Consider the following 21,653-nt stretch of genomic DNA (forward strand, 5'->3'; position numbering starts at 1 on the left):
TAAAAGTTAGTTCTCGTTTTTACTTTTTATTGTTTTTCCGATAATCAGCCCACTGCTTCATACGTTCCTTCCCTAAATAATTTTTCATTTTGTTATAGGTTTCATTGCCATTTGCCTTAAGTTTTTCCTTCTTCATTTCTGGGTCATTGGCGTATTTTCTTTGAATATCCTGTGCATCCTTAAAACGCTCTAATTGAATATTGTAAACAGCTTTACTATCTGCTTTATTCAACGACAAGGCTTCCGTAATTTTATCGGTGATTTTTTGAGCTTTCTTTTCCGGATTTGGCTGAGCGTAAATAGCCATACTTAAAAACAAAGCGATACATGGTAATACAATTCTTTTCTTCATGATTGAATTAGTTTTAATGATTTTTAGTTTTCACCAAAGTATCAACAAACTCTCTAAATCAGGTTTTTCAACCATTCAAAAAAGTTTAAATACTATTCAAGCCTTATAAATCAATATATTCAATAGAAAAGTCTTACAAGACTGAAAACTAATGAAGTAGGAAATTTCTGGGATTAGAAATTTTCAAGAAACTCAAACCTGGATTTGATGTTATTTAATTTCTACCATTGGATCTTTTTCTAAATATCCAAGCGATTGTAAGAACTGATCGGTTTGGTAAACCGTCTCCTTATAATTATCAAATTTTCTATAATTGAAGAAGCCATGTTTTCTGCCGTCATAAAAATGAACATCACAGCGGCTACCTACTTTTTCCATAACCATTTGATAATACTTTATAGTTTCTACCGGAATGAGATAATCTTCCGTGCCCTGAAAAATAATGGTTGGTGGTGCGCCCTTTTTAATATTATGCAGGGGTGAAAATTCCTTGTAAGCCTGATCAATTCGTGAATAACCTACACCGCCCGGACCATTATCAACAACAGGATTAAATAATACCAGAGCATTGGGTTTACAGCTAAAGGATAAATTATCTGAATCCTCATTAAATCCTTCAATTAAAGCTGTAGCCGCAGCGAGCTGCCCTCCAGCTGAGCCTCCTGAAGCTATAATTTTATCCGGATCGATGTGGAATTCTTTTGCATGTTCACGAATGTAACGCACAGCTGATTTCGCATCTTTAAGCGACTCAAATGGCGTGGTTTGTTGTCTGTTTTTTACGCGATAATCTGCCAAAAAACAAACGATACCTCTTTTGGAAAAATATTTGGCATGTGGTTCAAACTGACTTATTTTACCCTTATTCCATCCGCCACCAAAAAAGAAAATCATCGCCGGGTATTTTTTTGCCATGTCAATGGAATCTGGTTTGAACACTTGCATGACCAATGACGTTGTATCAATCTTTTTATATACAAATGTTTCATTTTGAGAAAACGAATAAACCTGAGATAATAATGCTAATAATATTATGGTAATGCTTGTTCTTTTCATAAAAAAGTCTCAATTATTTCGAGTTGGATATGAATCCGATGATTTTGTTTAATTGCTTTGGTAACTATCAAATTATTGCCAGGGAATTTTGCCCGAAACTTGAATATGTTTCATAAGAATCGTCATTAATTTCTTTTTCAGTTCGGGATTATCCAAGGGGTTTTTCTCTAAAGGGTCTTCTTTAAGATCGAATAATTCATATCCGGTAAAAGGACGATTTTGAACCAATTTATAACGCCCATCAGAAATCGCATAATACGCTCTACCACCAAAAATAAATCCCTCACGACGCATCCAGACCATCTCCCTCGATGGAACCTTGTCTCTTTCTAAAAGTTCATTTATAGGTTTGGAAGGTAATTCGTTTTCTGTTTTTCCTTTAGCCAATTCAACCAGCGTTGGATAAAAATCCATGAGTAGTATGGGTGAATCGCTCATTGCATTTTTCGAATGATTGGGAAGTTTTACCAAACATGGAATTCGGATGCCACCTTCAAGCAAATCACCTTTTCCTCCGGAATAGGGTTGGTTACTTGCACCATAATGAAGGGCTCCTCCATTATCTGATGTAAAGACAACGATTGTATTTTTATCAAGGTGAGACGCTTTGAGGTAATCCAAAATACGTCCTACATTGTAATCTAAATGTTCTATTAATGCTATGAGTTTTTGTCTTTTCAGGCTAGCATCGGGCTCCCTTTTTTGAACTTTCTCCAACCAATTTTCCGGTGGTTGCACCGGATTGTGAGGTGCCGTATAAGCCAGATAAAGAAAGAAAGGTTTTTTCTCTTTCCGATGTTTCTCTAAATAATCTAAAGTCCAATCTGTAAATAAATCCGTGGCGTGACCCTGCGGATCAATTTCCTGTTCATTTTCCCGCATCCAATTAACACCGGCTCTTCTATGGGTGTAATAATCATCCATCATATCCCCCAAGAACCCTTTAAAATAATCGAAACCTCTTTCTTTAGGAATATCCGGAGCCTTATAACCTAAATGCCATTTTCCAATAATTGCTGTATTGTATTGGACCTTTTTAAGGGCTTCCGGCAAGGTTACCAGATCATCTTTGAGATTACCCCAGGTGTTATCCGGCATATCCCGAATAACCCCCGGAACGCCAACATAATCAGGATAATTTCCCGTTAGTATCGCTGCTCTACTTGGTGAACATACCGTACTATTCGCATAAGCTCTGGTGAACTGGATTCCAGATTTAGCCAAAGCATCAATATGAGGTGTTTCAATGTCTTGTGCCCCATAACAACTCAAATCGCCATAGCCCAGATCATCTGCGAGAATAAAAATAATGTTTGGTTTTTCTTGTGCATTAGTATACTTAAAAAGTACAAAAACGATTAGGAAAAGAAATAACTTAAATCTATTTAGTTCCATGGTAGGAATCTATTTAATTTGATTTTTAGAGTGCCTAATTGGCAACATAAACAGGATCTGAAACCGGTAAAGTGTAACTGTAATTTTCAAGAGCAACGGGAATATCATCACCATAGAATTTCGTTGTTTTCACCAGATTCATATGAGCAACAACCCAATAATACCCTGCTTTATTTGCTGTAAATGAATTGCTATGAATGTTTTCTGAAATCAAATCAGCTTCTTCCGAATTATTAGTTGTTGAAAAATAGATGTCATAGCTTTTGAATTCGTCTGATTTTGGCCAGTTCATTACATGGTTTTCCAAAGAAATTTCCATGGGCGAATATTCAGGAAAACGCCAATCAGATAATGTTTGAAAAAACATACTTCGATATAATTTCTCGTATTGCTTTTTGAAGATCAAATTATCTAACTCGTCCGGATCTTCTTTAACATTATACAACTGATCAATGATACCATGCGTATAAATAAATTTATAATCGCCTTTACGCATCATTCTGGAAGGCACATTTTTAATATCGGGAAGCAGATTATAATTGGTGCCTCTGAATTCTGAATATACCGCTCTATCTATTTTTAATTCGCCTCCATTTTTCAAAATATCCACTAAAGAAACTCCTTGAGCAGTTTCTGGTGTTTTTCCACTTATAAGTTCGGTTAATGTTGGCATGATATCTACAAAACTCACCAATGAATTGTTGACAACATTTTGCTTAAACAACTTAGGATATGAAATAATAAATGGCACATTTACAGCATCTTCATACATACAATGTTTTCCGCGTAAACCATGCTCAAACAAATGCTCTCCGTGGTCTGTGGTGTAAATAATTATGGTGTTTTCATAAAGCCCATCATCTTTTAATTTTTTAACGATCCGACCTACCATATCATCCATTTCCGTAACACAAGCATAATAGGCAGCCATGACATTTTGAGCTTTTTCAAGATCTTTTGGAACCCCGGAATGCACCCAATTGGGTACCCACGGATATTTCCCTTTTTTATACCAATCGTTATAAGTATCAGGCAAAGTAAAATCCTTCGGATTGTACATGTCCAAATATTTTTGTGTGGTAGTAAACGGTGGATGCGGTTTTTCAAAACCGAGATACAGGAAAAAATTATTGCCGTCTTTTGCCCGTTTATCCAAAAATTCAATACCCTTTCGAGCAACTACCATATCAAAATTATCCTCGTCGTTATTTACGAGTGTCGTATGATAATCGGTATTGATATCGGAAGCACCTCCTTTATAAACATCTTTATATTTTTTAAATTGTCGGTATCTCATGTATTCATCCTCGCCTACTTCATCTTCGTAATGCCCACCAGGGAAATACGTATAAAACCGAACACTTGCTTCATCAAAACCCATTGAATTTCCTTCCTTATGGTCTTCATCCACATTTTTTTGAAGTTCACCATGTACATGCATTTTTCCAGGAGAAGCGGTACTGTAACCTTCAGTTTTAAATACTTCTGCTAACGTTTCTATACCATCATGATAACCGGTTTCACGCAAATATCCACTACCAATATTTTTTATTCGCCCATTGGGCATCTTTATTGGAGCTTTATGATAAACAGCACCATTAGCGTAGGGATACATACCTGTCATTAAAGCAGCTCGAGCCGGAGCGCAAACGGGTGCCGGTGTATAACAATTTGTAAACCGTATCCCCGTTTGAGCAAGAGCATCAATATTTGGTGTTATAGCAAGTGAATTTCCGTATGCCCCGGAGCCTTCCAGTTTATGTTGATCCGAAATGATAAAAACCACATTAGGCTTACCATTACTATTTTCTTGTGAAAATGAGTATGATAAATTCAGTAAGCATACGAATAAAGCAAGTTTATAATTCATTTTTAGTCGATATTGTCATTTGCAGAACTTTCTATTAATGGAATAGGCCAAGTATAATCTTCTGGGCCTCTGGCACCTACATTATTTCCATAAGTTCTTATACAATATTCGTTGTACACACCCATTCTGGTTAAGTCGAACCATCGATGTCCTTCCATAAACAATTCCACACCCCTTTCCCGCAATAATGCTTCTCTAAACTCACCCATAGTTAAACCGGTACCATCAAATAGATCCGTCATTCCAACGCGTGTTCTTAACACATTAATATCGTCATTTGCCAAAGCAGGATCTTGATTTAATTCGGCTAACGCTTCAGCCCGCAGTAAATACACATCGGCCAATCTGATGACGTGCCAATTTTGCTGACTGGTATACTCAGTAGTAGCATCCGTGTCGATATATTTACTTGTGAAAACTCTGGAGAAATTACCGGCAGATGCACCAGTTGCGGTAACTGTTCTGATATAACCTGTTAAACCAGGTCCGAGTTCATAGGTGTTTGTTTCATCTTGATAAAAATAAATTATTGAATTTAAGTATCTGAGGTCATTCTTATTAATACTTTTGTTGATGTATTGTGGTTGTAATCTATTTACCCCTCCAAAACCACCACCAGCTAAACCGGAATTTCTCGGGCTAAATAAGTTAGAAACTGCAGTTCCTTCACCTGCAATTGAAGCACCTTGTATATCAAAAAGCATTTCGAAATTATTTCCGTTTTTAGCATCGAAAATAGTTTCATATTCGTTTAGGTCTGACGCTAATCGGTAATAAGGTTGTTGTAATGCTAAATCAGCTTGTTCAATGGCTTTTTGGTAATAAAAATCTGGTGTTTCAGTAAGCGTAAGGTAAATCTCGTTACCAGTATCTCCAGCTTGGGCTGTTCTCAAAGATGAAGCCATTTGCACATATACCTTAGCGAGCATTGCGTGGGCAGCAGCATTAGTTACTCTTCCTATATTATTTGTAAATCCATTTCTTGTTTCATTGAAGCCCCAGCAGTTTTGCCCTGCAAACTCTAAATCTTCTATAATAACCTTGTAAATATCTACTACCGGTGAAAGGGGTAAGCCTTTTTCGCCAGGTTTTACAGGTGTGGTTCTTAATGGAACTTCACCATAACATCTTACCAGGTTAAAATAATGAAGTGCTCTTAAAAATCGAGCTTCGCCTAAAATTCTCAAGCGTAATGTTTCATCTATTTCCGGAACTTCAGGTACTCTTGCAATAACATTATTCGCATCTTTAATGGCGGTATATACATCAATCCAGGTTCTTTCAATCAAAGGTTCGCTATTCGTTATGGTTCCAAATCTAAAATCTCGGTGATTAAAACTACTTTGGCCTTGATCTGAAGAGGCGTATAAGTTTGATAAAAATTGTTGTCTGTAATAACCGTTGCCACTTTTTAATTGTGCATAAGCACCGGTTAAACCGGCTAAAGCATCAGATTCATTTTGATAAAAACTGCCTATGTCCACTTGATTTAAAGGATCTTCTTCAAGGTAACTTTCACAACTTGTAAATACTATTGAAGAAAAAAGCAGTAAGCCAATGAATTTTATTTTATTTATATCTATAGTTTTCATTTTCAGTGGGTTTTAATAAGTGAAATTTAAGCCAAGAGAATAGGTTTGTACACCCGGATATCCTCCAAAATCTACACCTCTTCGTTGAGGGTCTTTGTTAAATGTTGAAACTTCAGGATCAAAACCAGGATAATTAGTAATTGTAAATAGGTTTTGGGCTGTTGCGTATAGTCTTAACGATCCTCTTGTTTTAAAATTGATGGTATAACCAAGGTTAATATTCTTTAATCTGATAAACGAACCATCATACACATTTCTATCTGATGAAATTATTCTTGGCCCGTTAGAATCAATCAAAGGAGCCGGGTTTCCAACGCCAGAGGTATTTGCCAGTACAGGATCATAAAATACCTGCCCTGATGTATCTACACCAAGTGGCGCCTGCCAGGAATCGGCAAAAGCAGCGCTTAAACCATTTCTTGAGTTTGAGTTACCGGTAAGAGGCCAGGAATCTACCCAAAAAAGATCACCTCCTTTTTGTCCCGTAACCAGGATACTTAAATCCCAGTTTTTATAATTAAAATTATTTGTTATTGCGACATTAAAGTCTGGATTAGGATCACCTATTTGAACGTAATCATCAAAGTTGATCACCTGATTACCGTTGCCATCCACAGTATTAGTATCATTATTGATATATTTAATTTCACCCGGTGCAGCACCTACTATGCCACTCGCATTCGCTTCATCCCAGGATTCATAAATCCCATCGGTTTGTGCGCCCCAGAAAATTCCTAAAGGACTCCCCACTTGAAATAAAATGGGATTTTCTTGCGCGAAACCAACATTAGGCCCAAGTTGAAAATCTAAATTTGAATTTAAACTTTTAAGATTATTTCTATTCAAACTAAAGTTACCGCCAAAACTCCATTGAAAATCTGAGTTGTTAATGATATCGGTATTAAGAGCGATTTCCAAACCATAATTTTCTACTTCACCAAAATTGTCCAGGATTCTTACAAAACCATTTGAGGCAGGTAAAATTACATTTTGTAATAAATCGCTTGTGAGTTTGTAATACGTATCGAACGTTAGATTTATTTTATCTTCGTTAAGTCCTATATCTATACCAAAATTAAACTGGTCTGTAAGCTCCCATTTTAAATTTGGGTTTGGTAGATTTGTTTCAATAATACCTGTAGCAATTTGACCATTAAAATTATAACGAATGGCTTCTCCCAAAGATAAAGATTGAAATGGAGGTATAGCGTCATTACCAACGCGACCATAAGATAATCTAAACTTAAGGTTAGAAATAACGTTCGATTTTCTTAAGAAAGGTTCTTCTGACGCCGTCCAGGCTAATGCCATCGAGGGAAAAAAGTTTGCTTTGTTTCCTTGTGCTAATTTTGAAGAGGCATCTACTCTGGCATTAACATCTACAAAATATTTTCTTTTGTAATTATAACCAACTCTTACAATACCAGAAGCTAATCTAAAAGAAGGAAAGTTAGTTACTGGTGGTAAAATATCTGTAGCTGCTCCCAGGTTATAAAATTGTAATACATCGTTTCCAAATCCAAAGGCCCGGTTAAATGTGGTTCTTATTTGAACATCTTCAACGGTTCCAACAGCAACGGCATCGATACGGTGTTTTCCAAAACGATTCCTGTATCTTAAATTAAATTCGCCATATAATTTTCTATACTGACGGTTGGCTTGAGAAGCCTCTCCATTATTTCTTCTACCTCTTGTTGTATTCGTTGGATAATAAATATCTCTATTACTCATTTGAAAATTAAAGGCACCTTTTAAGATAGCAGTTAACTTTGGAGTTATCTTACTGGTAACACTTAAGTTTTGAAGAATGTTATAACTTTCTTTTAAATCGGTTACATCTTTAGCTAAGGTATAAGGATTTGAAATAATATTCCCTTCATTTAAGTCAGCATAAACATCATCATCTTGTCCGGGTTCTAATAATCCGAAAATAGGTTGAAATTGAAGCGTTTGAGAGGTCACACTTCTATTTAAAAGCAAATCACCATTTCCAATGGATGCTGCATTACCTTTATTGTAAGCAATATTGGTTTTAGAGAAAATGTCTATTTTATTGTCAAATGCTTTTTTTCGTCCATTTACATTTAAGGTTACACGTTTGTTACTGGTATTAATAATGGCGCCCTCGTTATTTAGTAAACCTAAACTTACCAACAAATTACTTTGAGGTGTTCCGCCTCGATAAGAGACATTATAGGATTTTGATACAGCTTGACGAAATACTTCCTCCTGCCAATCTGTATTTAATCCCGAACTGGTTAAATAAGGTATGCTGAACCCATCTAACTCAGGATAATTCGCAGAGGTTAAGGCTTGGCTCCCATCAAAAGGGCCTCCAGGACCACCATAGTTCGGGTTGGAGATGTTTAAGTACAGTTGATTGATGGATCTTCTGTTCATATAATCTTCAAAAGTTGGGCCATCCAAAACATCTATTTTATTGGTCACATTGGTAATAAATGTATCAAAAGTAACCTCGATATTGTCTTTTCCTTGCTCTTGACCTCCTGTCTTTGTGGTAATCAATATAACTCCATTAGCCCCTCTAGCGCCATAAACGGCTGTAGCTGCTGCATCTTTTAACACCTCTATTTTGTCAATATCGTTAGGGTTTAAAAAACTTAAAGAGTTTTGAGCCGATCCGGCCCCGCCATTTCCTTGAGCATCCTGAATTGGGTCTACAGGCAAGCCGTCTACAATATATAAGGGCTGTGTACCCCCTAAAAATGAATTGGTACCTCTAATAGAAATGGCAATCCCTCCACCGGGTTCTCCATTTTCAGTAACAGTAACACCGGCTACCTGACCTTGCAATAGTTTTTCAACTGATTGTGCTCTTTGTTTTTCTAAGGTTTCTGATTTTACTTGAGCTATCGAACCTGATAAATCCTTTTTGTTTACATCAAAGTACCCGACACTCACCACAACCTCATCTAATTGCGCTACATCGGTTTGTAGATAAACTTCCATCGTGGCGCTCGTTATAGTAACCACTTGAGATTTCATTCCTACATATGAAAACACCAACTGATCGCCTTTTTTGGCTTCGATTTCAAACTTTCCATCAAAATCAGTTACGGTTCCATTTTTTGTTCCTTGAAGGACTACAGAAACCCCTGGTAAAGGTTGTTTTAAATCTTCGTCCATCACTGTGCCTTTTACTGTAATTTCCTGACCAAAAAAAGTGAGTGGCCATAAAAATAGAAATAAGAGTATGTTCTTCATTAGTTATGTGTTTAATTGATAATTAGTTTTTTAGTTTGCGTGGCATTATTAATATCTTTGATTTGTAGAATATAGGCGCCTTTACCTAAACTCGAAACATCGATTGGGGTGTTATTTTTATAGTTAAACAACTTTATAGTTCTTCCATTCATATCAAAAATTGCTATGGTGGCATCGGTTTTCATATTTCCCAAATAAATATGGTCTCTGGCGGGGTTTGGAAATAGCGTAATTCCATTTTCAAAATTTTCTGTAGAACCATTTGATAAAGTATTCGCCCATTGCTCCATTAAAAATGAAGCTGCATAACCCCAGGTTCCATCCGGTTCTAAAAGCCATTTACCATTCATATTGTCATATAAAAATGCCGTATCATATTGCACTCCTTTTTCCCAGGTAAAACCTGAAGGCCCCTGCTGATCGGTACAATAGAGATTCCATAGATAAAAATTAGGTATGCCCAACCCCAGGGCTACACCTATGTAGCGCCCATAGCGACTTCTTATGGTAGCTTCGTCATTACTACCATTGTAAGGTGGATTTTCATTGATTCCGAATTCACCAATTTGAACCGGAAAACTCGTAGACATTGCCTTAGTTTCGTTGGTGTAATAACGAGCTATTTCCAAACCTTTCCACATCACATGACCTTCCGGGTTACCAGCATTAGATCTGCTGGCGTCATAGGCTGAGTAGGACGTTACATCTAACCGGGTTTTTGAGATCACATCTGCAACTACGCAAGGCGTACCGTTATCCATCATGGTGATATAACCTCCGCCACTGTCCATCCAAAGTTTATTGAATTCCATGGCATGAAATACTTTAGAAGTTGTTGCTGAAGTATATTCATTTCTGGCACGCTCGGTACCTCGTTGTCTGGCTCTGAACAATCTGGCCATACCTTCAATTTCCCAATCAATATCGTCAGGAATCAAAGTGGGATTATTTTCCCAATTTACACCTTCACCGCCACGAAGCATCCAATCGCCTTCCCAATTCTGATAAACGAAAGTTTTGCCCAGACTACCATAGGTGTCCAGGAGGTACTTCGTTAAGTCGTAGAACTGTTGCTCTTCGTTTAAATAGGTATCGTGATTAAAATCAGGGCCATTTTTAAAATCGCCTTGCTTTTTGGTAGTTGTCCAAAAATTATGAGTTTTTATATGTGTTCGCTTAAAAAGAGAATCAATGTATTCGTGTTGTGCCACATCCTTTAAGGTTTGGAAGGTTGGCCAGGTACTATTAAATGGATATGCACTGTACATTTTTCCGTTTACTGCAGATAACACAGTTTTTAAAGCCGTGGAACCAAATGTTTTATAATAGTCTAAACCCTCCAGTAAATAAGGCCGACTGGTAAAATTATACCATCCTGCTATATGAGACGATCCGAAAATATCCTGAATCTGACTCACATCTACACCTAAATTAGGATCGTATTGATCAATCTTGGCCGTAATTTGCGCGGTTGTTGGCATGGTTTCAGAATAATGCTTTCGTATTTCACCATTGTTGGTTAATACAAAGTTTGCGTTATTCGTTGTTAAATTGGCCAGATCAACACCCTGACCTAAACGCCACAAACCTCCCGCATCAATAGTGAAATTAAAACCTCCAGCCAGAGCCTTTCGGTCCAGAATACCCTTGTTTACTTTTAAAGTGTATAAACTGCCTTGATTACCAATAGTAAGGTAGGTAGTTTCACCCGGGGTATCATTTTTTGTAAAAAGACTAACATCTTTAGCTACAACAATACCATTAATGGTAAGATTTGATTTGGCTGTAGCCGAACTGTATTGATACGTACTTCCGGTTAAACCAAGGGTTTCTTTTATATCGATGTAAGCGAAATGCGAAATGGTAACATTAACATTATTATCAGATTTTATTGAAAAGTTTTCATCCAAGACCATATTATACAGGTCGATGGTGAGATTCTTATTTGCAAAGCTGCTATAGATACTCAATGCCTTTGCATTTAAAAAACCTGAACCTGAAATGTAGGTGTTGTCCTGAGTAATATTCATGTAAATACGGCTATTATTCGCGTAAATAGAACCATCACCACTGGCTCCGGGCTGATTCCTGCCTGCGGAAAACGTACCATTGCACAGGATACTACCATTGATCTCCAGAATTTTTAAAAAGGCGATGTCGTTTAAGCCCATTTGAAGTATAGCTGTTTGCTCTACCTTAAGATTATTGCACAAACTCACAACATCTCCGGAATTAACACCTTGAACATCAATATAAACCGTATGACCTGCACTGATAATCACATCTGTATTTGCATCAGGAACTGAGCCGCTACTCCATATTGCGGGGTTGCTCCAATTGCCGCCAGATATGGTCTGCACAGCAGAAGAAAAATCAATATTTTGATTACTTACTAAAGGAAGCTGTGCCTGAAGTTTGGTTGCCATGTTGCTCATAACCACCAAAAGGAATATCCATATGTTTTTTTGTAATTTCATCTCTAGTTAAGTTCTTCGAGAACCGATAATGCTTTTTTGTTAAATTCTTCCTGAGCCGGATATTGATTATTTTCTGATTTATAGGATTTCAAATAATCATTCATCTTCTCATAATAATTTTTATGCAGGTAATACAAAGGGCGTTTTTCACCTTCTTCATTGATCAAAGACATCTGCTTTGAATTCCCTTTGTTATCATATTCATTGTTGTACATTTCCCAATGTAGAGCAAAAGGCAGATTAAGCTTTAAAGCAATTTCCATGAGATCCTTGGTCTTGTTGTATTGCTTTTCAAATGTTTCAGGTTTTTTAGCATTGGCCTGATATCCGTATTCACCAATATAGACTCTACGCGAAAAAGGTAATCCCGGCTTCGGTTCTAATTTCGATTCCAAATAATTAAAAACACTATCAAGAGTTTCATAAACTTCAGCTTTACTTCTATTCTTAATAGCTTCATAACTTGAATAAGAAACCAGATCTACAGGAACTTTAGGGAGCACACTTTCTGCGATACACTTTTCACCTTTCATGCCTTTTAATACCAAATTCAATTCTATATAATAGTAAATGGAAACGTTAACATGCGGTACGTTCTTTTTAGCATCATCAATGGCTCGTTGTCTTATTTGAAACCATTTGGTCATGTTTCGTATAATTTTGGAATCAGGTGTACTTTCACGACCGTTTCCATTATGCAACAACCAATCGCCTTCCCAATTTCCTATTAAGAAAGTTTTCCCGGAATCGTTATACGACTTCAAAAGATAACTGGCAAAGTCATACATTTCATCGTAGAGAATTTTTTCTTCCATTGGTGAAATTCCTTTTTTCCAGTTCACGTCCGTGCACGTATGCACCCATGCAAAAATGTATTTGAAATCCATATCAAATACTTGCTTAAAATCAGGCGAAGCATTAAAAAGGTCTAACGTATTATGAACCGTTTTTTTACCTAAACCATAAGAATCCAAAGCATTTTTACCTAATGAAATTTTTAGAATATTAGAGCCCATCGCTCGGATATGCTTAGCCTGCTCAACCAACGCTGACTCGTGAGAGAACTTGTATTTACCTCCGATGCCCTGGGTTCCTAAAACGAAATCATAATTTTCTAATGGAGAAATGGGATCGTAACTCACATGCTGTGCGTTAAGACCAGCAAAAAAGGTTAAAAATATTATGGTAAATAACTGTTTCATAGTACGGTTTATAGACTTAAACTTTTAAATTTTAATGCATGCTTTCTAAAGGTGTCATAATCAGGTAATTTATTATGATCTTCAACATAGTTCTTTATAAAATGCTTTGCTTCCTTATAAAATTCATTATGAGTATACCAAATGGGTTGCTTTTTACCCTTGTCGGTAATTAACCAATACCCAACCTGCTCACCGGTATTAGGTTTAATTTCATTATTATACATTTCCCAATACAATATAAATGGCGTACCCCACTCTAAAGACGCTTTGATGGTCCATACTGAACGTCTGTTCTGTTCATCATCATCATAATTATTACTCGGGTTTCCATATTCTCCTATCCACACACGCCTCCCTGCCGGTAAACCTTCTTTTGGGGTGAGCTGTGATTCTAAAAAACTTAAAGATTCCTTTAAATGTTTGTTTAATGACGCTTCTGTTTTATATGGGTTCGTAGAATCGTAAGATGAATAAGAAACATAATCGGGGTTAACCGCTTTAATAACACTGTTGGCAACCACTTTTGATCGCGAGTTATTAATGGCCTTTCTCACCAGGTTTGCTTCGATATAATGGTACACTTCAACGTTGCTATGTTGTGTGGCTTGTTTCGCATCATCAATGGCTTTTTGTCGAATTTGAGCCCACTTAATCATACCCTTCAAAGTTTTTGGATTCACTGGTTTGTCGCGATCATAATCAGGTCTTAAATGCCAATCTCCTTCCCAATTCCCCAGATAAAAAACTTTTCCGGAGCCTTCAAAATGAGTTAATAGGTACGTAGTGAATTCAAATATTTCCTTGTACAATGCCTCCTGATATTTTTTAGGAAAGCCATCAATAAATTTTATCTGAGCCGTATCATCCTTGGTTCCCGGAGGCTCGGGAGTATACTGAGAAAAACAGTAGGTCCAGATGTGGTAATATTTAAAATCCATATCCAGAACTTCTTTTACAGAAGGTTCTAAAGTAGCCAGATCTGTTAACGATTGAATTTTGTCATTCTTTGGTAAGCCATAGTTTTCAGTGCAGTATCTGGGGTTCATTGAAAACTTCAATAAATTAGATCCCATATTTTTTATTTCCAGTGCTGTTTCCACCAGCATGGTCTTTTCAGAAAACTTATATTTTGAACCAACCGTTTGGGTTCCAATAACGTAGTTGTAATTATTTATCTCAGCCGCCCAGTCTTTTTTCCGGGGTTTGTCCTTCATAAACATCATACTACATGCTGCAAAAAATACGAGCACGATAGCAGTAAGTTTTAAGAGTCGTTTCATTGTTGCAGATGTATTCATTTATATATCCTGTGGAATTACTTATCTGCAAATTCCAAAAAAAGCACCTAAAAAAAGTTTGGATTTCAATCAAAAACGTTTAAATGGTAGTCAATTACCGTATTGATCAATAGAAATGACAAACTACAGAAGCGCCAGCATTATTGTTCAGACATAAACTCTTTTGGTGTTTTACCGTAGTGTTTTTTAAATAACGTACTGAAGTATTTAGGGTCGTGAAATCCTGAGGCATAAGCAATGTCCGAAATTCTGGAATATTTTTTGGCTTTCATCAATTCTTCGGCCTCATTCAATTTAATTTTAATGATTAAATCTGAAGGTGCCATCTGAATTAATCCTTTCAATTTTCGGAACAAATTAGATCGGCTTAAACCTACCAGGTCACAAAGTTTTTCTATTGAGAAATCGTTTTCTGTAATGTTCTCTTTTATCGTTTCGATAACCTCAGACAAAAATACCTCATCCGGAGAAAGATCCTGGTCTCGATCGGTTTCCTGACCAACCAGTATGCGTTTCACATTTTCCCGGGATTTAATCAAATTATTGATGGTTGCCTTTAAAATATCAACATTAAAAGGTTTCTCAACGTATGCATCTGCTCCGGTTTCCAAACCTTGCAAGCGGTCGTCTACATCAACTAGAGCCGTAAGCATAATCACCGGAATATGACTTGTTTTAAAATTCGTTTTTAAAAGATTACACAACTCTTTTCCATCCATTTTGGGCATCATGACATCCGTGATCACAAGATCGGGACTTTTTGATAAGGCAATCAGCAAACCTTCCTTACCATTCTCTGCTTCCATAACCGTGTAGTCGCTTTCAAGTTCACTTTTTATAGCTTTACGCAACTCGTCATTGTCCTCAACCAAAAGAATTTGTTTGTTTTCATGAATCAAATTGTCAACATTGGCGTTTTTATCTCCCTTTTCAGCCTCTTCAATGAGGTGTTTCCCTTTAAAATGTTCAATGCCGTAGGGTAACTCAATGGTAAACTTAGAACCTACATTTTCTTTACTTTCAAGAAGAATTTTTCCACCGTGTAATTCAATTATTTTTTTTGAGAGCATCAATCCAAGACCGGTTCCAGGAATACCTTTGTTAGACACATTTGTGCCTCGCGTAAAGCGTTTGAATATCAGATCTTGCTGTTTTTCAGGAATTCCTATACCATTATCTTCGAAGTCGATTTTTAGTAAGTCATTTTCACGCTTAGCTCTAATTATAATTTCTCCACCTTCATTACTGTATTTTATAGCATTTGAAATCAAATTATAGAAAATCCGATTCATTTTAGCCTTATCGAACCAAACATAAATGGGTTTCACTTCCAGGATAACATCGATGGATTTCTCTTGTAAAATAGGTGTAAAATCATCAATTATATTTTCCAAACATTCTTTGATCTGGACCTTATTTATTGAAAGTCTGAGTTGATTACGATCAATTTTTTGAAAATCTAAAAGTTGTGTAACATACTCATTCAAGTTTTGGGTATTCCTTTGAATGAGCTCGATAGATTTTTTTGGATTCTCCTGATTTGATAACTGCTTTACCAAAATTTGAATTAATGAAACCGGCGTTCTGATATCGTGAGCCACGTCGATAAAAAACTTGATGCGGTTATCGTCTACTTTTTTCCTGATATTAGCCTGGTTTATTCTATAAATAAGATACCCAAGTAATCCGGCTCCAAGCAAATACAGAATAAGTGCAATATTCGATTTCCAAAACGGTTTATTGATGGTAATGGTCAGGTTCATATCCTTATTTCCTTTAATACCATCAGCATTAAAACCTTGCACATTCAATTTGTATGTGCCGGATTCCAGATTGGAATAAATCACTTTTTGATTTCCGGAATTTTCTTGGTAATCCTCATCATATCCTTCTAATTTCCATTTAAAAATATTGCGGTTTGAACCATGGAATTTGATAGTTTCAAAATTGAATGAGATCGTATTTTGATCATATTTAAGATCTAATTTCTTTTCATAGTTAATATTCTTTGATAAGGTAATAGTATCTGGGGCTTTTCCGTTTATTTGAAAATTTTCAATAAAAATATCGGAAATGGTAGTGTCCGGAGTTAAATCAATAGGATTAAAAATTACCGCACCTTTCGGACCTCCAAAAGCCAAACTTCCATTTTTGAATTTAGCGGAAGCACCTAAACCAAACTCATTTATTTGTAAACCATCAGCAGGACCGTATTTTCTAAAAATATCCTTTTTGATAGCATATTTCCAAAGTCCGGTATTCGAGGCAAGAAAGAGATTTTGCATGTTATCTCTTTGAATGGAATAAACGGTTCCTAACTCCTTGTTATTCTTATTTATTAACTCAAGATCTTCAGTACTCAAACTGTATTTATAGATGCCTCTTTTACTTCCAATCCAAATGCAATTATTAATCTGATCCAGGTTGGCGCTGTAGATTTCATTGAAAGAATTAAAGGTAGCATCATAAATTTTCCGAAAGCTACTGTTACGCGTATTAATTTCATAAAAGCCATTGATAGAACCTACATAAATGATATCATCAAACCCTTGAATCAAGGAGCGAACCAGACCAACCTTATAATTATTGACGAGATTTTTATCGTGATAATGAGAGAGTGGCCCGTCATTTCCTCCAACCCATAAATCTTTATCAAAAACATTTATGCTAAAAACAAGATTTAGCGGTAATTTAGGATTCAACTCAAAAGGAAACACCTCTCCTGTGGTATTCGAAATCTTTAATAGACCCTCTCCATAGGTTCCTATGACCATATTACCCTCAAAATTATCTACGGCCAGAATAGCTGTGTTAAATAATTTTGGATCACCATTAAAATTATACCAGGTATTATCCTTGGTGAGCTTACTTACCCCATTTTCAGTACCAAACCAAATATTTCCGTCAGGGTCTTCAAAAATAGATCGCACATAATTATTCTGGATACTATTGCTTTGATTCTGTACATGTGAAATGTTCCTGAAAACATTATCCTTTTTTTCTATAATATTTAACCCTCCCTCTCGAGCTCCAAGCCAATAGGCATTTGAATCATCAACATAAATGTCATAAATACTGTTTTGTGTTATGGTGTTCTTGTTATTGGGATCGTGACTGTATTGCTTCAAAATATTATAGGAATCATCTAAAACAAATAAGCCCAAACGGTCAATAGCCACTAAAGCATTATTTTCATTGTCAAATTCGATCTTCCGAATGGCGTATGTTTTTTCAGAAGTTTGACTTATTGGAATATGCTCAATATTTTGATTTTCAATAATGAAAAGCCCCCCTAATTCCGTACCAACCCAAATTCGTCCTCCCGGATCAAAAGCCATATCAATGATATCTTGCTGAGGTAGATAGGTCTGATCTAAACTTAAAGTTTGAGTCGCTTTATCAAAATTGAAAATATAGACACCTCTGGAGGTTGCGGAGTAAATTTTATCGTTCCTAAAGAAAACCCTTCGGTTATTAATTACCTGTTCCTGAAGTACCTTGGAAAAGGAATTTTTTTCAATATCATAAATTAAAAACCCAACTGAAAGACCAATGAGAAGATGCCCGGAATCCAATGGTGTAAAGGAAAAAAAGCGTTTGTCACGGGCATATTTTAGGAGCTCCAGCTTGTCGTAGGCATATTGATATTTAAACAAAGAACCATTTGTTCCTAAGAGATACAATTCTTTGTTAAGGTTTAAAATATCTGCAATACCTTCTCCTGAAGATTCCTCGTATAATTCCAGATTATAGTTTTTAAAACTATTCCCGGAATATTTACAAACACCTTGATCGGTTCCGATCCAGATATATCCCAAACTATCCTTTGCAAAGGCACTAATGGCGCCTGTGATCAACCCATCATTAGCATCCAGCTGTTTTATTTGCTGGGCCTGGACCTGAAAGCAAACCAGCAAGAAAATGGTTATGAAAAACCGAGGAAAATTTAGAATACTTCTCATATGCCTAAAGTATAAAACTTTTGATTAATATCGAAGAAATGATACTTGCAGGACCCTGAGAAATATCAATCCTTTTTATTTTTTGGAATTTGTGTTCGCAGCCACCAGTCGCGATCAGGATTGTAATTATATTTTACTTTTAAACTATCCAATTTTGACCTAAGTTCCTTTTCAACCTCATCATAACTTGGATCATTAATAAGATTATGCATTTCACCGGGATCATTTTCAAGATCGTAAAGCTCGTCTATATCATCCTTTAAGAAATCATCTACCAATTTGTATTTATCAGTTCTGATGGCCAACATATTAGGGCCGGCATAAGGATAAGCATCATCCACATAATATTCGAACATAAATGACTTACGCCAATCGTTATCCTCTTTGGTTGTATCAAACAATGGCACCATGGATTCTCCTTGCATATAATCAGGCTTTTCAATACCGGCAAGATCTAATATTGTTGGAGCTATATCGATATTCAAACCTAATTTATCTGTGGATGTATGAGGTTTAATCATTTTTGGATACCGGATGATCATTGGAATTCGCATGGAGGGTTCATAGGCAATACGCTTGTCCCAATAGGTGTGTTCTCCCATGAAATACCCGTTGTCGCTGGAATAAATGATCACTGTATTTTCAAGTTCTCCTAATTTATCTAATTCTGCTAAAATACGGCCTACAGATTCGTCTACGGCTCCTAAACACTCTAGTAACTTCTTAAACTTATAGCCTTTAATTGGCCAGGGTCTTGGCGCTATCGTATCCGTATGAACGTAATCTTTCCATTTCGAATCCCAGGCTTTAATACGCTGCCATTCAGGTTTTCCTGCAAAATTTTCTAAATGTGTATCATATGGTGGTGTAGGAAGGCTGTCATTTTTGTACATGCCGTCGTGGCGTGGTGCCGGAGAATGATCCTCATGAACAGCTTTATGCCACAAATTGAGGCTAAAAGGTTTGTTAGGATCACGCTTATGCTCCAACCAATCTACGGCTTTTTCCGTAAGAATATCGGTGATATAACCTTTCTCCTGATATTCCTTACCATTGTCGTTTACTTTGGGATCGAAATATTCGCCCTGCCCTATAAAACTGTACCAGTAATCAAATCCCGGTCTGATATGTTTTTTGCCGTGAAAATGGGCCATATGGATTTTTCCGATATGTGCCGTTTGATAACCTGCTTGCTGTAAATACACGCTATAAGGTTCATAATCCTTCCAATCGGGATCTACATATTTATTGTTTTGATTTACACCATGAATATGTGGATATACACCGGTTAAAAAACTTGCTCTGGAAGGCGAACATATCGACTGCGTTACAAAGAAATTCTTAAAGGTCATACCTTCATCTTGTAAGCGCTGCATGTTAGGTGTTTTCAAAAACGGATACCTGTTACTGGATTGTAAGGCATCATACGGCTGATCATCAATTAAAATAAAAAGGAAATTAGGTCGTTTTTTTTCTTCTTTTTTTTGACAAGAAGTCATTAAAGAGAAACATGCCAGCCCCATTATTAAGGCTTTGGTAAATTTTATTTTTTTCATGGTATTTAAATTGTTTTCTACCAGAATAGAATTAATATAATAAAGCTGAAGGCCAATAATAAATAAGACCAAAAGCGGTAATTTTTCAGTAAAGATTGCTCTTTTAAACGCAAGGTTTCTTCTTTAAACTCCTGCATACTAAAGGTGAGCTGATCTGTTTTTTCCAAGGGCGGTTTTTTGGTAAGTAAACTTACAACAATCATTACCAACATACTCCAAACAAAATAAAACGGAACAGTTAATAAAAAGTGCATCTCACCAAAAATGGAGTGTCCTGTATTTACCGTTGCTATAATATTCGCTACACCTAAAATAATACCTGCTATAAGTCCGCTGAAGGCTCCCGTAGCATTGGTGCGTTTCCAAAAAATACCAAGAATAAAAGCAGCCACAATTGGTGGTGCCATCATTGAGAGCATTTCCTGATAATACTTTAATAAAGTACCGAATTGTTTTCCGATTTGAGGTGCCCAAAATACGGCAATAATCAAAACGGTTATCGAGGCCATTTTACCTACTCTTACTTTTGTTTTTGATGAACTCTGCGGATTGATCTTATTATAAAAATCCATGGTGAAAAGCGTGGCTACAGAATTCAGTAATCCACTTAAAGACGATGTTAGAGCTGCAACCATGGCCGCTAGCATAAAGCCAATAAGTACATTTGGCAATAAGTTCATGATCAAATGCGGGTATACCATATCCGGTTTTGGCAATCCGGGAAATAAATCAATAGCCATAACCCCCGGGATAATAATTAAAAACAAGGTTAGTAAGGTTAAAAGTCCAACCAGAAGTACGCCTTTTCTACCTTCATCAATCGACTTAGCCGTTAAAACACGTTGTACCAATTGCTGGTTATTACCCCAGAAAAATAATCCCAGAATAGGAATACCAACGATCATACCTAACCACGGCACCGAAGCATCATCCATGGGTCGAACCAGTTCCATCAGCTTGTCACCATCGGATAATAACTGTTTGACATATTCGGCTCCTCCATTAAATGTAGCGTAAAATGTAAGCACTACAGATCCCACAAGAAGGAATATTCCCTGCATTAAATCGACCCTGATCGCTGCCGAAAGTCCACCGGGAATGGTATATGCCGCCACAACAATGGCGAATATCACAGACAAGGTAAAAATGGAAGCTTCAGGAAATACCAATTTCATCACCATTGCCGCAGCGTACAATGAGCCGGCAGCATCCAAAAATATGTTCACAATAATCGTTATCGCCGAAAAATAGTAACGGGAAGCGGCATTAAAACGTTTTTCAAGAAATTCAGGGATTGTAAATATCTTCGATTTGATATAAAATGGTAATATGAACCATGCAAAAAATATCATGACCACCACCGAAATAAAGTTATAATTGAAAACGGCTATTCCGGTACTGTAAGCATCGCCTGCCTGCCCAATAAGGGTAGAACTTGATATACTCGCCGCAAATAAAGAAAACCCGATAACAGGCCAGGTCATGCCGCGTCCTGCAAGGAAATACGACTTTTCATCTTTACTCTTACTATACTTTACACCGAGAAAAACAATGAAAATAAAGTAGATTACGATGATAAAAATATCAGCCCAGGATAGACCATTAACCCAGGACGGTCCGTCAGTAATAATGTTTAATGCTGTGATCATGTTGGTTAGTTTAATTGGT

General features: G+C 36.5%; 12 protein-coding genes. All 12 read right to left on the bottom strand.

The window, feature by feature from the left end; genetic code table 11:
- Positions 1–19 precede the first annotated feature (19 nt).
- Positions 20–352 carry a hypothetical protein gene (locus ABD682_RS13310; protein ID WP_344742024.1) on the bottom strand — a complete coding sequence of 111 codons (333 nt, stop codon included), beginning with the start codon at positions 350–352 and terminating at the stop codon, positions 20–22.
- A gap of 210 nt (positions 353–562) precedes the next feature.
- Positions 563–1,408, bottom strand: a complete 846-nt coding sequence (locus ABD682_RS13315) for an alpha/beta hydrolase (RefSeq protein WP_344742026.1) — start codon at positions 1,406–1,408, stop codon at positions 563–565.
- A gap of 72 nt (positions 1,409–1,480) precedes the next feature.
- Entirely contained in the window at positions 1,481–2,803 is a 1,323-nt protein-coding gene (locus tag ABD682_RS13320; RefSeq protein WP_344742027.1) for a sulfatase family protein, read from the bottom strand.
- Positions 2,804–2,837: 34 nt separating this feature from the next.
- On the bottom strand, positions 2,838–4,673 hold the full coding sequence (locus ABD682_RS13325) for a sulfatase family protein (RefSeq protein WP_344742028.1): 1,836 nt from the start codon (positions 4,671–4,673) through the stop codon (positions 2,838–2,840).
- Positions 4,674–4,675: 2 nt separating this feature from the next.
- Positions 4,676–6,265, bottom strand: coding sequence for a RagB/SusD family nutrient uptake outer membrane protein (locus ABD682_RS13330; protein WP_344742029.1), 1,590 nt, complete (start codon positions 6,263–6,265; stop codon positions 4,676–4,678).
- Between the two features lie 12 nt (positions 6,266–6,277).
- The gene (locus ABD682_RS13335) at positions 6,278–9,490 is read right to left on the bottom strand and encodes a SusC/RagA family TonB-linked outer membrane protein (RefSeq protein ID WP_344742030.1); all 3,213 of its coding nucleotides are present in this window, start codon (positions 9,488–9,490) and stop codon (positions 6,278–6,280) included.
- Positions 9,491–9,501: 11 nt separating this feature from the next.
- On the bottom strand, positions 9,502–11,967 hold the full coding sequence (locus ABD682_RS13340) for a T9SS type A sorting domain-containing protein (RefSeq protein WP_344742031.1): 2,466 nt from the start codon (positions 11,965–11,967) through the stop codon (positions 9,502–9,504).
- Positions 11,968–11,969: 2 nt separating this feature from the next.
- A complete protein-coding gene (locus ABD682_RS13345) occupies positions 11,970–13,169 on the bottom strand; it encodes a hypothetical protein (RefSeq protein ID WP_344742032.1) in 1,200 nt (399 codons plus the stop codon).
- 8 nt (positions 13,170–13,177) lie between these two features.
- Positions 13,178–14,449: a hypothetical protein gene (locus tag ABD682_RS13350; RefSeq protein WP_344742033.1), complete on the bottom strand. Its 1,272-nt coding sequence runs from the start codon at positions 14,447–14,449 to the stop codon at positions 13,178–13,180.
- A gap of 158 nt (positions 14,450–14,607) precedes the next feature.
- Positions 14,608–18,429, bottom strand: a complete 3,822-nt coding sequence (locus ABD682_RS13355; protein ID WP_344742034.1) for a hybrid sensor histidine kinase/response regulator transcription factor — start codon at positions 18,427–18,429, stop codon at positions 14,608–14,610.
- Positions 18,430–18,494: 65 nt separating this feature from the next.
- Positions 18,495–19,985 (bottom strand): sulfatase family protein, encoded by a 1,491-nt coding sequence (locus ABD682_RS13360; RefSeq protein WP_344742035.1) that lies wholly within the window; start codon positions 19,983–19,985, stop codon positions 18,495–18,497.
- Between the two features lie 17 nt (positions 19,986–20,002).
- Positions 20,003–21,634 carry a sodium:solute symporter gene (locus tag ABD682_RS13365; protein ID WP_344742038.1) on the bottom strand — a complete coding sequence of 544 codons (1,632 nt, stop codon included), beginning with the start codon at positions 21,632–21,634 and terminating at the stop codon, positions 20,003–20,005.
- Positions 21,635–21,653: the final 19 nt, after the last annotated feature.

It is taken from the genome of Gaetbulibacter aestuarii (assembly GCF_039537665.1).
In the GTDB taxonomy this organism is placed as follows: Bacteria; Bacteroidota; Bacteroidia; order Flavobacteriales; family Flavobacteriaceae; genus Gaetbulibacter_A; species Gaetbulibacter_A aestuarii.

What these genes read in the sequence shown, in the direction of transcription:
- ABD682_RS13310 (WP_344742024.1), bottom strand. Translation starts at nt 352, where the DNA reads ATGAAGAAAAGAATTGTATTACCATGTATCGCTTTGTTTTTAAGTATG.
- ABD682_RS13315 (WP_344742026.1), bottom strand. Translation starts at nt 1,408, where the DNA reads ATGAAAAGAACAAGCATTACCATAATATTATTAGCATTATTATCTCAG.
- ABD682_RS13320 (WP_344742027.1), bottom strand. Translation starts at nt 2,803, where the DNA reads ATGGAACTAAATAGATTTAAGTTATTTCTTTTCCTAATCGTTTTTGTA.
- ABD682_RS13325 (WP_344742028.1), bottom strand. Translation starts at nt 4,673, where the DNA reads ATGAATTATAAACTTGCTTTATTCGTATGCTTACTGAATTTATCATAC.
- ABD682_RS13330 (WP_344742029.1), bottom strand. Translation starts at nt 6,265, where the DNA reads ATGAAAACTATAGATATAAATAAAATAAAATTCATTGGCTTACTGCTT.
- ABD682_RS13335 (WP_344742030.1), bottom strand. Translation starts at nt 9,490, where the DNA reads ATGAAGAACATACTCTTATTTCTATTTTTATGGCCACTCACTTTTTTT.
- ABD682_RS13340 (WP_344742031.1), bottom strand. Translation starts at nt 11,967, where the DNA reads ATGAAATTACAAAAAAACATATGGATATTCCTTTTGGTGGTTATGAGC.
- ABD682_RS13345 (WP_344742032.1), bottom strand. Translation starts at nt 13,169, where the DNA reads ATGAAACAGTTATTTACCATAATATTTTTAACCTTTTTTGCTGGTCTT.
- ABD682_RS13350 (WP_344742033.1), bottom strand. Translation starts at nt 14,449, where the DNA reads ATGAAACGACTCTTAAAACTTACTGCTATCGTGCTCGTATTTTTTGCA.
- ABD682_RS13355 (WP_344742034.1), bottom strand. Translation starts at nt 18,429, where the DNA reads ATGAGAAGTATTCTAAATTTTCCTCGGTTTTTCATAACCATTTTCTTG.
- ABD682_RS13360 (WP_344742035.1), bottom strand. Translation starts at nt 19,985, where the DNA reads ATGAAAAAAATAAAATTTACCAAAGCCTTAATAATGGGGCTGGCATGT.
- ABD682_RS13365 (WP_344742038.1), bottom strand. Translation starts at nt 21,634, where the DNA reads ATGATCACAGCATTAAACATTATTACTGACGGACCGTCCTGGGTTAAT.